The sequence below is a fragment of the Desulfosporosinus sp. FKB genome, assembly GCF_002196705.1.
Taxonomy (GTDB): Bacteria; Bacillota; Desulfitobacteriia; order Desulfitobacteriales; family Desulfitobacteriaceae; genus Desulfosporosinus.
In genome coordinates, this window is sequence record NZ_NADJ01000026.1 from 107,824 (window position 1) to 123,596 (window position 15,773).

Consider the following 15,773-nt stretch of genomic DNA (forward strand, 5'->3'; position numbering starts at 1 on the left):
GGAAAGGAGAGCAGAATGTGACATTAGCTGAGCCTTTAGTAATAACCCTAGTCATCTTCCTTTTAACCTACAGCCTCATAATCACAGAAACTCTTAACCGAACCGTTGTTGCTTTAATTGGCGCTAGTTTAATACTTTTCGCTAATGTTCTAAATCAGGAACAAGCAATTCAAGCCATTGACTTCAATACAATTGGTCTGCTAATTGGAATGATGATCATTGTTGGTGTAACTCGTCGAACGGGAGTTTTTGAATATATGGCTATCAAAGCCGCCAAGCTTGCTCAAGGTGACCCAGTATTGATTTTAGTGGCTCTTTCTACAGTAACGGCAATAACTTCGTCATTACTTGATAATGTAACAACGGTTTTGCTGATAGTACCCGTAACATTTTCCATTTGTTCTGAGTTGTCTATCGATCCCATACCTTTTCTTATCAGCCAAATCCTCGCCTCGAATATCGGCGGTACCGCAACTTTAATCGGAGATCCTCCCAATATTATGATTGGCAGTGCTTCCGGCCTGAGCTTCCTGGATTTTGCTCTAAATCTCTTCATCCCCATTGCCGCTACATTCTTAGCAACCATGCTGATTTTACGGGTTATCTATCGTAAAAAGCTAAAAGCATCGGAACTTGCCAGGGCTCGAATTATGGATTTGCCGGAACTCGAAGCTATAAAAGATTTTGCTTTGCTAAAAAAGTCTCTGTTCGTCCTAAGTCTGACAATTTTAGGCTTCCTATTGCATAAAGTACTTAATTTCGAACCAGCGACTATTGCCATAGGGGGAGCCACGCTTTTATTGTTAATTACAAAGGAAGAACCTGAAGATATCTTTCTGACTATCGAATGGCCGACTCTCTTTTTCTTTGCAGGCTTATTTATCATTATTGGCGCTTTAGATCAAGTCGGAGTGATTGAATGGGTTGCCAGGAGATCTATTGAAGCTACAGGCGGAGTTATCTCTGCTACGACGATGTTAATCTTGTGGTTGTCCGCTGTTGCGTCTGCATTTATCGATAACATCCCTTTCGTCGCTACAATGATTCCGCTTATTCAAAAGATGGGGCAAATCGGAGGAATTACAAACTTGAAACCCTTATGGTGGGCTTTATCCTTGGGAGCATGCTTGGGTGGCAACGGGACACTTATTGGAGCTTCTGCTAACGTCATTGTAGCAGGGCTAGCTGAAAAAAACGGAGTTATCCTCACTTACAAAGGTTTCCTTAAAATAGCTTTCCCTTTAATGATTTTGTCGGTTATCATTTCCACTGTTTATATTTTCGCAGTATATCTCAGGTAGTTAAAAATTTATCATTGGAAAACTTCACAACCGGGCACCAAATCTTGCCAAGATTTGTAGTGATAAAGTGTTTTAGTGAGCCCTCTGTCTATGGAAACAGGGCTCACTTTTGCTTTTTTACGGTTAGGAGGATGCGCTCATGAAGTATAACCTAAAACCTCAAGACAAACTACAAGATAAACTAAGTGATGTATTAGGAGAGGAAATGTTCAACGTTTGTCTTGAAAGCCCAGAAAAAGCAGCCGCTTTTGGATGGTTGTTCTCATTTGCTATTGCAGATTTTGATCAAAAACAAGGGATATCTTCCGTCACTTCCAATGTACTTCTTAAAACTAAAGAAGAATTGGGGGAAGCGTTCTGTCTCTGGTGTTCACAGAACTCTTCAAACCTCAGGAGCCTAATAACTTTGTTAGACTCGTATGTAAACACCTATGAGGCAAATAAAAAAAATAAAGATCATCTCAATCATCTTTTCCAAAGCATTCATAGCAGCAATTACAAGGCTAGGGCAGTTCCCTTGGTTAAAGCCTATAAAAAGGGTCAACCCACAAATCTAATCGATCTCTTTCAAAGAATCAACATAACCCTTGTGAGTGACCTTAAGGGGATATTCTCCCAAAGGTTATGTGCCGACGATGAATCTGATCTTCGAGGATTCATGGGATGGTTAAAGGAAGACCTTATGGCGGTTTTATCTAATGACCTCCAAAGATTATTTAATAAATCTCGAACATTAAAACTAATAAGAAGTCGTGCCATGGGATCAACACTTCATGAAATTAGTTTAGATTTAGGAATCACCCGACAAAGAGTACGTCAAATCGAGAAAACGCTGCAAAATCATTTTAACAATTATGTTGCAACGTTTTGGCCCCATTATATTCTTTCTGCCTTTACCGAAACTATAAATTATGTTTCAGTTAACGCCCTCGAAGAATATTTCGGCAGTTTATCAGACATTCTTTCCTATTGTCTAAAAGAAAGTGATTGCTCTAGCTTACAATGGTGCAGCGAGCTTAACGGTTTTATTATTGGAGATGGGCATTGGTATTCGCTATTAAAAGACTATAAAAACTTACTGCCTGAAATGCTCGATTATGATTTCGTAGATCCTTTAATTCATGAAATTATGCTAAAGTTCTCGCTTCCCATAGGCTTTAAAGACACAAAAACGGTCATTCTTTCCGGGTACAGTCTATCAGGCAAAGTATATTTAAAAAATAAGATCAGCCTTTCTCAAATGTATCATGCCGTCCTCGAAAGGTTTTATCCCAATGGGATCGAACTTTATAACCCTTCCGAAGCGAATTGTTTTCGTAATTATGTACGAAGATTATTCGGAGAGGTAAATCTCCCCAAAAATAACCGCGCTCTTGATGTACGTCTAGCTGACTTTACAATCTTATGCGATAGGAGAAAGCGCATTTTGCCAAGCGGTGTCAAAGTCTCCCTGGATTTGCTGAACAAGATCCACGAAGCCATCAAGGCATCTAAAAAACACGAAATCCTGTTTAAAGAACTATTCGAAACCTTTAAAAATGAACTTTTACAAACAAGTAATATTTCAAACAGTTATTTTCTACAGGGTCTTCTGAAATATACTTTTTCTGATGAATTCGAATTTACCCGATATTCTCTAAGAAAACGAGAAGATAATTAGGAAAAGCTAAATGTTAGATTCATTATGCTTCTCATTATTGTCATTTTCCAGATCGCCAATAATTTTTGCCGCCATAGTATAATCGATAATTCCATTGCGCGCTGCCTCTTGCAAAGCATTTCGTTGAGCCGTCAAAATAATTTGGCCCGCTTTGTCTCCCTCTGCTGCCATAATTACCTCGTTTTTTAAATGAAGCTCCTTAATCAAAGCGTCTATTTCCTTCTGTCTTTCGAGTAATGCCTCTACCGCATCATCACGGGCAATTTGGGATACGTTTCCATTAAGTACATGGCGATCAATCTCTGCTAAAGCTGAACGTAAGGCCATACTTTCTCCTAACAGGCTTTGGTAATCTCTCAACTCCTCATTAGTAGTAGTCAGTCCCAATTTGTTAATCAGATGCTCTATCGTCAAGCCCTGTACTACCAAGGAAAAGAGAACTACTCCAAAGGTAACTGTAATTAAGAAACTGCGTTCCGGTATAGAAGCCTCCAGGCCCAAGACCATTGCCATTGACAAAGCTCCCCGCAGACCGCTCCAGACTAAAACATGTTGGAAGTTCCCAGGAATTGATAATCCAAACCTATTTAAAAGGGCCGATAATCCATAGATTGAAAATACCCGTCCCAACAAAACAGCGATTACAGCAATTACAACTGAGAAAAGATTATCTCTGAATGTTATATTCGTCATTTCCAACCCAACGAGTAAGAATACCAGAGAATTGGCTACAAAAGCTGCATATTCCCAGAACGAAAGTACTGCCATACGCGATACAGGAGTCATACCGCTTTTCATTCCATAATTTCCAACCACTAAACTAGCGGCGACTACAGAAATGACCCCAGAAACATGAAATCCTTCAGCAGCCATATAAGAACCGAAAGCTGTAATTGTCGTTAAGGTTATTTCCAATAAATGATCATCGAATTCCCGAGTGATTCTGGAGGCTGCTGCTCCAATAGCAATGCCCACAAGAGCTCCACCGAAAAAGGTTCGAATAAAGGCTAATTCGCTCTGAGCCAGAGAAAAGGTTCCGGTTATAAGGATACCTTGGATAACACTGAATAAAATGACGGCGATTCCATCATTAAACAGGCTCTCCGCTTCGACAATGACTGACAGTCGCTTGGCAACACCTAAACGTTTAAAAATTGCTAAAACAGAAATTGGATCCGTTGGTGATATAATTGCCCCAAACAAGAGGGTCAGCAAAAGCTGCAGTCCCAAGAGTATATGCAGCGAATAGCCCACAACGAGGGTAGATAATACCGTTCCCAGTAAAGCTAAGGCAGTAATAATCTTCCAATTCTTCTTCAGAGGCTCCAAGTGAATATTAATCCCAGCCTCAAACAAAAGCGGCGGCAGGAAAATCGCAAATAAAACCTCTGGTTCCAAATGTACTCCCGGCAAAAGTTTTAAATAACCAACAAATAAACCGGTTAATACCAAGGCAATAGTATAAGGTATTTTAATAAACCGTCCTAACATTGCCACAACTGAGGTTAAAAGCAGCAGCCAGATAAAAACCGATGAATGAACAAGCCCTGTCATAGCACCCTCCTTACTTCGCCAACTTAACCGTAATATCTTGCTTTGAGAATCGAATAAGTCCACCTTTATAGCATAGGCACTTCGCTTCTTCATGAAAGCGAAGTGCCTATCAACTTTTCTCCGGATGACAACGATATATAAGCCCCGGAATAATTTAAATTGTTATCTCGCCATCATAGGTTGCAATAATCTTGTATAAATCTGGCCGCCGGTCTCGAAAAATTCCCCATTCTAATCTTTGGATCTCCAATTGATCTAAATCAAACTCAGCTACTAAAGTAGTTTCCTCTGTACGACCAGCCTCAACTATCTTATTTCCCTGTGGACCGGCAATGAACGACGAACCGTAGAACGTAATACTGGAATCTTCATCGTCTTCAACACCCACACGATTGGAGGCAACCACTGGGATCAAATTAGCCGCTGCATGCCCCAGCATACAGCTCTGCCAGTGATCCCGCGAATCAATGGAACCATCTTGCGGCTCAGAACCTATGGCAGTCGGATAAAACAACAACTCAGCTCCCATTAAGGCCATACACCGTGCAGCCTCAGGATACCACTGATCCCAACAGACCCCTACCCCAATTCTGGCATAACGTGTCTTCCAAACTTTAAATCCCGTATCTCCGGGATTAAAATAGAACTTTTCCTCGTAACCCGGGCCATCAGGTATATGACTCTTGCGATACTTACCCAATAGTTCCCCATTGGCATCAATGACAGCCAAAGAATTGTAACGGGCATTGTTTTTCTTTTCATAAAAGCTTATGGGTAAGACAACCTGAAGCTCTTTAGCAACCTTTATGAAATGTTGAACTGCCTTATTTTCTTCCAGCTCGGAAGCGTAGCGATAATAATCAGCCTTTTCTTTTTGACAGAAATAAGGCGTTTCGAAAAGCTCTTGCAATAAAATAATTTGTGCACCTTTCCCTACAGCTTCGCGAACTAATCTGTCTGCCTTAGCAATATTTTCAGTGACGTTGTCCGAACAACTCATTTGGGTTGCAGCAACTTTGACTGTTCTCATGATAATTCCTTTCTTAAAGTCTATTGATCCCAGCCGGCATTTGCTGAGTAGTACAATGGACGTTTCCGCCCTCCCTGATAACCCCCATACCATTTACAGTACGAATCCGCCGTTGTGGAAAGATTCTCGTCAGAGTCAATTTGGCTAATTCATCCGTTTCAGCAGCCTGGCCGCCAAAGACTGGAAGGATGATTCCCCCATTAACAAAATAGAAATTAAGATAACTTAACGTTAGCCGTGCTCCCGTTTCAGGGTCACATAATTTAGGAGGCTGCTGGATAGGGATAATTTCGAAAGATCTTCCCCGGGCGTCGGTCTCCCCTTGAAGCAACTCTAAGTTCGTCCGGGTAATCTCATAGTTTCCGTCATTAGGGTCACTACAAGATTGCAAAAGGATTTTGCCTGGGGCAGCAAAACAGGCAGCGTTATCCACATGCCCGTCTGTCTCATCCCCTTCCAACCCCCTTTTCAGCCAGATTACCTTCTTGACATTCAGATAATTTTTAAGCTCAATTTCAACCTGTTCTTTAGTCAATTCAGAGTTTCGGTTCTGATTAAGCAAACATTCTTCAGTAGTCAAGAGTGTTCCTTCACCATCAACATGAAGAGATCCTCCTTCCATAACGAGAGGAGCGTCAAACCGTTTGATAGCAAAATGCTCTAAAAGCTTAGACGCGACTTGGTCATCTAAATCCCAGGGTTCATATTTCCCGCCCCAGGCGTTAAAACGCCAATTCACCCCAGCAAGGTGCCCTAAGTTATTGACCAGAAAGGTTGGGCCGTTATCCCTTAACCAAGCGTCATTGTGTTCAATCTCCAAAAGTTCGATCCTTTCAGCGGAGAAAATTGAACTGAGAGTTTTTGAATCGCCAGGATTCACAAGCACTGTTATAGGTTCGAATTCGGCAATTGCCTGAATAATCTCTGTATAGCCCTTGCATACATTTTCATAATCCTCCGGATGGCACATAGAGACTTGAACAGGCCAAGAAATGAAAGTTCGCCTATGTTCGGACCATTCAGCAGGCATTCGGTAATTGAAATTTATTGGATACATTATATATTCCCTTTCATCGTCCTAGCTTATTTCTTAATTAATTCATTTAATTCTACTTCATCATTAGGAGAATTTAAAGTTGTTTCTTTGGGTAGCGAAATTCAAATTGTTGATTCGAATTGTAGCCGATTTGTATTACCGCTAATAGCTGTAAAAACTAAAAAAGAGCTGCACAGTTATTTCATTAAACTATTGCCCTTTTCTTTTCGACACATTTTATAAGTATATAAATGCACTCAGAAATCAATATAGTTATATAATCTAAATATATCCATTTTTATCAAAAATTAGCCGTTTCCTTCTCTAAGGTTTCTCTAACGGTTTTCAGGAAATACTCCAGATCAAGAGGTTTACTCAAGATGTCGCAGACACCAAAACTTCGGGCTGTGGCCTCGAGATCCTCTTCTCCGCTGATCATTATCACCGGAATATTCTTGGCTAGATCGTCCTGAGCCAGTTGTGCTAATACCTGTAAGCCTGTCATTCCCGGCATGCTTTGATCCAAAAGAATAAGCGAAGGTCGGGGAAGGGAAGTGGCGAGGCACAAACATTCTGATCCGCTGGCCACTGCCTTAACTTCGTAGCCAAACTGTTCCAAAGCTTTTTGGATAAATAATCGAACAGAAAATTGATCATCGACAACAAGAATATATTTCGACAACTTTTTCACTCCTTTAAATAATCTCCGATATATTACAAACTTAACTATAATATGAAATTTTACTACATTACTTTCACATTGTATAACTATTTGTTGTTATTTTCAATATAATTACATACACACAGTCGCTAAGATGTTTCAAGTGACTACCTTAAAATTGGAACAGGAGGTGATAGAGTGTCTAACATTCAAGAGGTTGTCGGAAAAAACATAAAATTATTCCGCCAGACTAAGGGACTTACACAAGAAAGGCTGGCAGAACTTGTTAATGTCAGTAGTTCATATATCGGCTATCTTGAACGAGGCCTAAGGTCTCCTTCATTAGACCTCTTAGCAAGAATAGGCACTGCCCTGGATGTCGAACCAACAGTACTGCTCGATACTTCTTCAGAGGAGACCGAACCCATACTCAGAAAACTCAATGCTCTCCTAATAGGAAAAGATCCAATCCCGATTAATTTCCTTTATGAAGTTGCTGTCGCCTATTTTGAATCTATTAAGTAGATAACTATTTCAGCTATCTTTTGCTATTTTTTAGCTATCTTACATTAATTTAAAATAAAGACAGTATAGCTGTTTAATGGCGAAACCATGGTCATACCCGAAGGTTTCCGCTATTGGGCATAACGAGCGCATCCTAAAAAGGGGCTTTATGTTTTCACATAAAGCCCCTAAGTTCAAATATATAAGTTATAACTCCTCATTTAACGATGATAACTATTAATAAGTTGATATGCTTTAATCAATTTCTGCCATGGGGTAAGAACCTAAAAATTTGTAGAAATTTGTTTTGCGCTGTACCATTGTCAAAGCATCGCGAACATCTGGTGCAGATAAATGTCCATCAATATCAATAAAAAAGATGTAACGCCCTAATTGACCACGGGAAGGTCTCGATTCAATTTTAGTCATATTAATATCCCATAAATTGAAAATATCCAGGATACACGCTAAACTCCCCGGCTTATGTTCCGTTGAAAAAACTATGGAAGTCTTATTACGGCCTGCCGGAAAATGGATTGCCTTCTTGCCGACAACCACAAATCGTGTAAAGTTATTATTTTTATCTTGGATATTTCGCAAGACTACTTGAAGTCCGAATTTGTCTGCTGCAGCTTCCGGCCCGATTGCCCCCGCAGTTCTCCCAGACATCTGCGCTTGATTAGCTCCTTCGGCATTACTGCTTGTCAAGTATACTTGTGCCTGGGGAAGATGGGTTTCCAGAAAGAGCCTGCATTGCCCGGCGGATTGAGGATGGGTATAAATAGAAGAAATTTTTTTCCAATCAGCTCCTGGAGTAACCATCAATGTTTGAGATATAGGTAAAATAAGCTCATCAACAATCAAAAGGTCGACTTCCCAAGCCAATACATCCAAGACAATATTAACTGACCCTTCTAAGGAATTCTCAAAAGGGATGACGGCTAAATCCAATTCATTGCGTTGAACAGCCAAAAGAATTTCACGAATACTTGGCAAACTAACTAAAGCTGCTTCTTGTTTATTATTACAATAATGTTGAGCAGCTTGCTGGGAAAAGGTTCCTTCCGGTCCGAGATAGCCTATCTTATGCATATAACCCTCCTGTTCTTACTAACAGAAACTCGATTACTATTCTCTAACGTTCAGCTAGGTTAGCCTTCCTTAATAAGCAATAAGCAGTACAAATAATTATAACATTGTTAGAACTTTCCTGTCGAAGAAATATACTCCTAAAGTGATATTATTATTTCCAGTCTCCCTTCGATGATATTATCCGTCCAAACCTTCTGTATGGATGTGAGATTATAAGTGAGCTCGTTCGGCTAAAGCTGAGCACATCAGAACACAGGTATTATGTATTAAGCCTATCTTTTGGCTTGCCTTCGGGGCATTTACCGCGTAGACTTAACATAACAAACCGAACAATTAATAGGACTTTAGAACTGAGAGGGATAGTATGAACCTTAATTCAAGCACAAATTCTTCAGGTAAACCACAACATCCCGAACTTTCGCGCGGACTTCTCTTGATACTTGCCATCAGTTCCGGACTGTCTGTCGCTAATCTCTACTACAATCAGCCTCTGCTTGCTGACATGGCTCAAACATTCCATGCTTCTGCCGCTCAAATCGGAAGCATCTCCACGCTTACACAATTAGGTTATGCCTTAGGCCTCTTTTTATTTGTTCCCCTCGGAGATATTAAGGAAAAAAAATCCTTAATTGTTATTTTACTCGGCGCGGTGACAGTCTCTTTGTTGTCCGTAGGGGCATCTGGAAACCTCACCATGTTAGATGCAGCCAGTTTTGCCGTGGGAACAACAACCGTCGTTCCTCAAATCATCGTTCCTTTGGCAGCCCAACTGGCGAGACCCGATCAACAGGGCCGTATTGTCGGCATGGTCATGAGTGGTTTATTTTTTGGAATTTTATTAGCCAGAACCATCAGCGGAATTATCGGCAGTCTTTGGGGCTGGCGCATAATGTATTATATCGCCGCGGTTTTAATGTTTAGTTTAGCCCTAACGCTGTGGGCTTTCTTACCTCAGACCGGTTCCACATCACGTTTATCTTACCGTCAAACTCTTCATTCTTTATGGGAATATACAATGAAGCTCCCCTTATTGCGGGAAGCCTCTCTGATGGGGGGACTCCTCTTCGGCACGTTTAGTGTCTTTTGGACAACCTTAGCTTTCTTCCTCAAACAGCCGCCCTATTATTATGGTACTGAAATCGCCGGCCTTTTTGGCTTAATTGGTGTAGCAGGCGCCTCATTTGCCCCTGTCGCCGGGCGATTAGCTGATAAAAAGGGTCCCCGAATCGTCGTAGGAATCGCTGCGGCAGTGACATTAGTAGCCTATGGTTTCCTCTGGTTGTTCGGCAGACACTTGTGGGGATTAATATTAGGTGTTATTTTATTAGATCTAGGCGTTCAAGGTGCCCAAATATCGAATCAAGCACGAGTATACGCTTTAGTCCCTGAAGCTAAAAGCAGGTTAAATACCGTATATATGGTTACTTATTTTATTGGAGGCTCACTGGGATCATTTTTAGGCATGCATGCTTGGAGTCTCTGGCAGTGGAAGGGTGTCTGTCTGGTTGGAAGCTTGCTCATCCTGCTTAGTCTAATTATTTGGGGAATGGGGCTTTATGATCAGCGAAAAGGTAACAAGGAAAGGTGTTGCAGCAATAATGTTTGATCTTGCCATCATAGGCGGTCTTGTAGTCGATGGAACAGGAAGCCCCGCCAAACAAAAAGATCTTGGAATTAAGGATGGGCAGATCGTAGAAATAAAACAGACGCTCTCATCAACTGCGGTTAAGACAATTATGGCCGCTGGCAGCATGGTTACACCAGGCTTTATTGACGTACACAGTCATTGCGATCTAGTACCGTTTATGACCGGCTCTGTTCGCGAAAGTCGTCTGCGCCAAGGAATCACTACGGAAATTGCCGGGCAATGCGGCCTTGGGTCTGCACCCTGCAGCGATACTATGGAAGATTGGCGCTCCTATCTGACACCTATCCTGGGCATGGGACCGCAAAAATGGAACTGGCCGGATTACGCAGCCTTTCTTCAGGAAATGAACCGAGCATCAAAACCCAATAACCTCGCTTTCCTTATCGGTCACGGAGCAGTGCGAGCCCAAATTTTAGGGCTTAAAAACAATTCTCCGACTTCTAAAGACCTGGCCAACATGTGTGCCCTTGTCGAAGAGGCTATGTCTGCCGGTGCATTAGGAATTTCCTATGGCTTAGCTTACCTGCCCGGCATGTTTGCTCCTCAGGAAGAGCTTGTCGCTCTTAGTTCTGTGGCAGCAGACCATGACGGCATCATGATGATTCACATTCGCAGTCACTCGCTTCAAGTTCGGGAAGCAATGGCTGAAGCCCTGGAAGTCGCCAAACGATCGGGAGTCAAATTACAAATTTCGCATATGCGTTCCTACGCTAACCCCCGTTTTGGCATTACTGGACAGGAATTAATTACTATGGTGGAGAAAGCGCGTTCTGAAGGGATTGATGTTACCTTTGATGAGCATCCTTATCAGGCGGGCAGCACCTTGCTGTCCCAAATTCTTCCTCCCTGGGCCAAAGAAGGAGGAAGCCCCGAAATTATTAAACGCTTAAAAGACCCTGTTCTTAGGGCAAGGCTTAACGATGAACTCAGAGAAAACGGACCGGATTATCCGGGTTGGGACAACTTTGTGGGTATGGTGGGCTGGCCAAATATTATGATTAGTTCTGCTTTCAAAAAAGAAAACAAATGGGCGGAAGGACGCAGAGCTCATCAATTGATCCCTGAAGCCGCTTTAAATTACAAATTGCCTGCCGATAAAATTATCGATCAGGTGGCCAATCTCTTGATTAGTGAAGATTGCCAGTGTTCTATGGTCATGCACGATTTATTCGCCGAAGACGATATTACGACGTTATACAAGCATCCTTTATGTCAAGTAGGGTCAGACGGCATTCCGACAGGCACGCCTCATCCACGCTTATATGGCACTTATCCCAAGTTCTTAGGTGAATATGTCCGGGAGAAAAAACTTTTAACTTGGGAAGAAGGAATTAAAAGAATCACAGGAGATCCTGCACAGCGCTTAAAACTGAAGCAAAAGGGTTTTCTAAAAGAAGGCTATGCTGCAGATCTTGTTGTCTTCGACCCTCAGAAAATCAGCGTACCTGAAGATTACACTAAACCCGACCAATTTCCCCAAGGAATAAATTACACTGTCCTTAACGGTCAAATTGCTTTAGCAGAGGGCAAGCTTTTAAATTCGGGAGCTGGTCAATTAATTGTTAGTATTTAAATACTCTCCCATAATTTAATAAGCGTATACCTTATTAAGTGAAAATTTTTATTCTTGATTAGGTTCAATCTTTAAACTAAGGAGGCCGGAAATTTTTGAATAATAGTCTCAATCCTAGCTCCAGCGCAACCTTCTCCCACTCCCGCCGACTGTGGATCGCTTTTGTTTTAGGTGCCTTATCTGCCTTTGGGCCACTTTCCATCGACATGTACTTACCTTCATTACCTATTTTAGCTAAAGATTTGCATACCAGCGCCTCTTTCGCTCAATTCAGTCTGACGGCCTGTCTTCTCGGTCTCGCCTTTGGTCAATTATTAACAGGTTCCCAGAGCGATGTTCGTGGACGCCGCATGCCTCTTCTCATTGGACTTTTCTGCTATTCCGTCTCTTCCTTGCTTTGTGTAATCAGTCCTTCCATCTGGACACTAATTTTACTCCGCTTTATTCAAGGTTTTGCCGGTTCTGCGGGTATTGCTATTTCACGAGCTGTTGTGAGAGATCTCTATTCTGGACCTGAAATGACAAGGTTCTTTGCTCTTTTAATGTTAATTAATGGTGTTGGTCCAATAGTAGCTCCGATTATTGGCGGACAGCTTTTAGAGTTCACTTCTTGGCGAGGTGTTTTTCTTGTTTTAACTCTGGTAGGAATCGCTATGTTCTTGGCGGTCTTTTTTACCTTACCAGAAACCCTGCCGCCTCAACGCCGCTCACAAGGAGGCCTGAAGAACATTTTAATTACGTTTCGCGATTTAATGTGTGACCGAGTATTTATGGGATATGCATTACCCCAAGGACTCGTCATGGCCGCCATGTTTGCCTATATCTCTGGTTCACCTTTTGTCATCCAAAATATTTTTGGTGCGTCTCCGCAATTGTTCAGCCTCTTTTTTGCCATTAATGGATTGGGCATCATCATCGCCGGCCAAATTACCGGCAGAATGGCCAGCTGCATTGCCGGAACAAAACTCTTTATTACAGGCCTCATCTTAGCTACCTTGGGTGGTTTGTGCTTACTGACTACAATTCTCCTGGGAGCGGGACTAATGGCCATTTTGTTGCCGTTATTCATTGCCGTATCCAGCGTTGGAGTTGTAACAACAGCCGGCTCATCACTCGCTATGGAGAATTACGGTCATTCGGCAGGAAGCGCCTCAGCCTTGCTGGGATTATTTGCTTTTGTCATTGGTGCAGCCGTCGCCCCGCTTGTTGGTCTTGGGGGAGGCAACACAGCTGTTCCTATGGGGACAGTTATCTCTATATGTGAGGTGGGAGCAATTCTATGCTATTTATTATTAAAAGATAAAAACCTCCGCTTTAAATAGAAGATAACGAGCAATTTTGGATAGAACTTACGACAAAAATAATGGGTTGTAACCTAATTGGAGAGACAAAGGTTACAACCTATTATTTTGTTGAGATTTCTTTACCAGAGCACCAGTTTTCATTCTTTAATGGCGCCGTTAGCGGCAGGGGAGTCTAATTGCCAGGTTGGCTTACTACTAAGCTTTTGCCGGTATAGGGCCACGTGAAAGGGCGATCTTGCCCGTCCGCGCAATTTCAATAATTCCATGATCCTCTTCAAGGACTTGACAAAGAGCATCAATCTTGGTTTCATCTCCGGAAAGTTCAATCACCATCGTCTCCCGGCTGACATCCACAATGCTGGCTCGGAAAATATTAACGATATTGATAATGTCTGAACGAGTCTCCAGGCTTGCTTTAACCTTGATCAAGGCCAGTTCCCGCTGGATGGACTCAACTGCCGTTAAATCACTGATTTTGATAACATCAATTAATTTGGATAACTGATTTACAACTTGTTCTTGTTCTATTTCATCCCCTTCTACAACAATGGTAATTCTTGTTGTATCCGGCTCTTCAGTATACCCGGCTGCTATACTTTCGATGTTGAAAGCCCTGCGGCTGATTAACCCCGAAATATGCGTCAAGACGCCCGGCCGGTTTTCAACCAAAACGGCAAGTGTATGCTTCATCTTCTTAACCTCCCATAATCATCTGATCAAGGCGTGCTCCCGCAGGAACCATCGGGAGGACATCGACTGTCTCAGGAGTTCGTATATCCACTAAAACCGGACCCCTTGTTGCTAAAGCCTGGGCAAGAACGTTATCCAGCTCCGCAGGCTCAGTTACTCTCAAGCCCGTTACTCCCATAGCTTCTGCCAACTTTACGAAATCAGTATGCCCTTTGAGGCTGGTATGGGAATAACGGCCACCATAAAACATCCTTTGCCACTGAGCAACCATCCCTAAGGTTTGGTTGTTCAGAACCAAAACAACCACAGGAAAATCACAATCGGCAAGGGTCGCTAATTCCTGACAGTTCATCATCAATCCGCCGTCACCAACAAAAAGAACTACCTTTTTATCAGGCAAACCACATTGAGCTCCTAAGGCAGCTGGCAGGCCATAACCCATGGTTCCTAACCCGCCTGACGTTAAAAACCGACGCGGATGTCTGAAACCATAGAATTGAGCTGCCCAAATTTGATTTTGCCCGACATCCGTAACAATCACGGCCTCACCCTGAGTCAATTGACTGACCTTTTCAACCACAGCCTGCGGCATTACAAGATCCTTCCCTTGTTCATAAGTCAGCGGATAGTCTTGCTTCCAGCCTAATACTTTTTCCCGCCAAGGCCGAACCTGTTCTTGTAATTCGCCGGAAACTCCCCTGATTTTTTCTATTAAGGCTGGTAATGACCAGTTTAAATCCCCGATGACCCGTATTTGAGCGATAACATTTTTGTTAATTTCCGCCGGATCTATATCAAAGTGAATAATCTTAGCCTTTGAGGCAAAATCACTCAAAAGTCCTGTCACCCGATCATCAAAACGAACCCCGATTCCTAAAAGCAAATCGCATTCTGTCGTTGCCATATTTGCGGCGTATGTCCCATGCATTCCAACCATTCCCAAAAATTGAGGATGGTCGAAGGGAATACACCCTAAGCCCATTAAGCTGGTAATTACAGGAAAACCACTCTGCTCCACAAATTCTCTCAACTCCGACGAAGAATCGGATAGATTGACTCCCCCGCCGATAAAAAGCAAAGGCTTGCTGGCCGAACGCAATTCCTCAAAGACCTGATTTATGACGGTTTGATTTCCTTCATAGACGGGATGATAACCGCGCAGCTTAACTTCTGAAGGATATTCGTAATCAAAGGAAGCTGCAAAAACATCTTTGGCAATGTCTACAACGACAGGGCCCGGCCGACCTGTACGCGCAATATAGAAAGCTTCTTTTAAAGCCTGGGGCAACTCTTCAACAGTTTTAACCAAATAGTTGTGTTTAGTAATTGGAGTTGTAATTCCCCGAATATCTGCCTCTTGAAAGGAATCTCTGCCAATTAAGGGAACGGCAACTTGACCGGTTATTGCTACCATCGGAATCGAATCCATATAAGCAGTAGCAATCCCCGTCACCAGATTCGTTGCCCCCGGACCGGAAGTGGCAATAACAACTCCGACTTTTCCCGTGGCTCTGGCATAACCATCAGCAGCATGGACAGCACCTTGTTCATGCTTCGTTAAAATATGCCGGAAATTTGCTTTATATAAAGCATCATATAGTGTCAGCACTGCCCCGCCGGGATAGCCGAAGGCTACATCCACGTTTTCCTTTTTCAGCGATTCGATAATCGCTTCCGCACCCGTCATTATCATATTTGCCCCTCCCTATACATCTGCCCA

Annotated in this window: 13 protein-coding genes; 6 read left to right on the forward strand and 7 right to left on the reverse strand. The window is 42.5% G+C overall.

Going from position 1 to position 15,773, the window contains the following annotated elements; genetic code table 11:
* Window positions 1-17 precede the first annotated feature (17 nt).
* Together B5Y67_RS08065 and B5Y67_RS08070 are read left to right on the forward strand one after the other, a co-directional pair.
* Window positions 18-1,301, forward strand: coding sequence for an ArsB/NhaD family transporter (locus B5Y67_RS08065; protein WP_088225939.1), 1,284 nt, complete (start codon window positions 18-20; stop codon window positions 1,299-1,301).
* Between the two features lie 139 nt (window positions 1,302-1,440).
* Complete coding sequence (locus tag B5Y67_RS08070) at window positions 1,441-2,961, forward strand: hypothetical protein (protein WP_088225940.1); 1,521 nt, start codon at window positions 1,441-1,443, stop codon at window positions 2,959-2,961.
* A 6-nt stretch (window positions 2,962-2,967) separates the two neighbouring features.
* On the opposite strand, the gene B5Y67_RS08075 is transcribed toward B5Y67_RS08070, so the two are convergent.
* The 4 genes from B5Y67_RS08075 to B5Y67_RS08090 all read right to left on the reverse strand — a co-directional run bounded on the left by B5Y67_RS08075 (window position 2,968) and on the right by B5Y67_RS08090 (window position 7,263).
* The gene (locus B5Y67_RS08075) at window positions 2,968-4,515 is read right to left on the reverse strand and encodes a Na+/H+ antiporter (protein ID WP_170932629.1); all 1,548 of its coding nucleotides are present in this window, start codon (window positions 4,513-4,515) and stop codon (window positions 2,968-2,970) included.
* Between the two features lie 154 nt (window positions 4,516-4,669).
* On the reverse strand, window positions 4,670-5,545 hold the full coding sequence (gene aguB, locus B5Y67_RS08080; protein WP_088225942.1) for an N-carbamoylputrescine amidase: 876 nt from the start codon (window positions 5,543-5,545) through the stop codon (window positions 4,670-4,672).
* A 13-nt stretch (window positions 5,546-5,558) separates the two neighbouring features.
* Complete coding sequence (locus B5Y67_RS08085; RefSeq protein WP_088225943.1) at window positions 5,559-6,602, reverse strand: agmatine deiminase family protein; 1,044 nt, start codon at window positions 6,600-6,602, stop codon at window positions 5,559-5,561.
* 280 nt (window positions 6,603-6,882) lie between these two features.
* On the reverse strand, window positions 6,883-7,263 hold the full coding sequence (locus B5Y67_RS08090) for a response regulator (protein WP_088225944.1): 381 nt from the start codon (window positions 7,261-7,263) through the stop codon (window positions 6,883-6,885).
* Between the two features lie 177 nt (window positions 7,264-7,440).
* On the opposite strand from B5Y67_RS08090, the gene B5Y67_RS08095 reads away from it, so the two are divergent.
* Window positions 7,441-7,767, forward strand: a complete 327-nt coding sequence (locus tag B5Y67_RS08095) for a helix-turn-helix transcriptional regulator (RefSeq protein WP_047810089.1) — start codon at window positions 7,441-7,443, stop codon at window positions 7,765-7,767.
* Between the two features lie 234 nt (window positions 7,768-8,001).
* Here the strand turns inward: B5Y67_RS08095 and pheA are convergent, their stop codons facing one another.
* Window positions 8,002-8,838 carry a prephenate dehydratase gene (gene pheA / locus B5Y67_RS08100; RefSeq protein ID WP_088225945.1) on the reverse strand — a complete coding sequence of 279 codons (837 nt, stop codon included), beginning with the start codon at window positions 8,836-8,838 and terminating at the stop codon, window positions 8,002-8,004.
* 364 nt (window positions 8,839-9,202) lie between these two features.
* Between pheA and B5Y67_RS08105 the strand changes: the two genes are divergently transcribed.
* The 3 genes from B5Y67_RS08105 (at window position 9,203) to B5Y67_RS08115 (ending at window position 13,381) form a co-directional block, all read left to right on the forward strand.
* Complete coding sequence (locus tag B5Y67_RS08105) at window positions 9,203-10,444, forward strand: MFS transporter (protein WP_088225946.1); 1,242 nt, start codon at window positions 9,203-9,205, stop codon at window positions 10,442-10,444.
* The gene (locus tag B5Y67_RS08110; RefSeq protein ID WP_242975905.1) at window positions 10,395-12,059 is read left to right on the forward strand and encodes a D-aminoacylase; all 1,665 of its coding nucleotides are present in this window, start codon (window positions 10,395-10,397) and stop codon (window positions 12,057-12,059) included. Before B5Y67_RS08105 ends, B5Y67_RS08110 begins: the two co-directional genes overlap by 50 nt.
* 95 nt (window positions 12,060-12,154) lie before the next feature.
* Window positions 12,155-13,381 (forward strand): multidrug effflux MFS transporter, encoded by a 1,227-nt coding sequence (locus tag B5Y67_RS08115; RefSeq protein WP_088225947.1) that lies wholly within the window; start codon window positions 12,155-12,157, stop codon window positions 13,379-13,381.
* 177 nt (window positions 13,382-13,558) lie between these two features.
* Here B5Y67_RS08115 and ilvN read toward each other — a convergent pair whose 3' ends face one another.
* Both ilvN and ilvB read right to left on the reverse strand, forming a co-directional pair.
* Entirely contained in the window at window positions 13,559-14,053 is a 495-nt protein-coding gene (ilvN, locus tag B5Y67_RS08120) for an acetolactate synthase small subunit (RefSeq protein WP_088225948.1), read from the reverse strand.
* Window positions 14,054-14,057: 4 nt separating this feature from the next.
* The gene (gene ilvB / locus B5Y67_RS08125; protein ID WP_088225949.1) at window positions 14,058-15,746 is read right to left on the reverse strand and encodes a biosynthetic-type acetolactate synthase large subunit; all 1,689 of its coding nucleotides are present in this window, start codon (window positions 15,744-15,746) and stop codon (window positions 14,058-14,060) included.
* Window positions 15,747-15,773 lie beyond the last annotated feature (27 nt).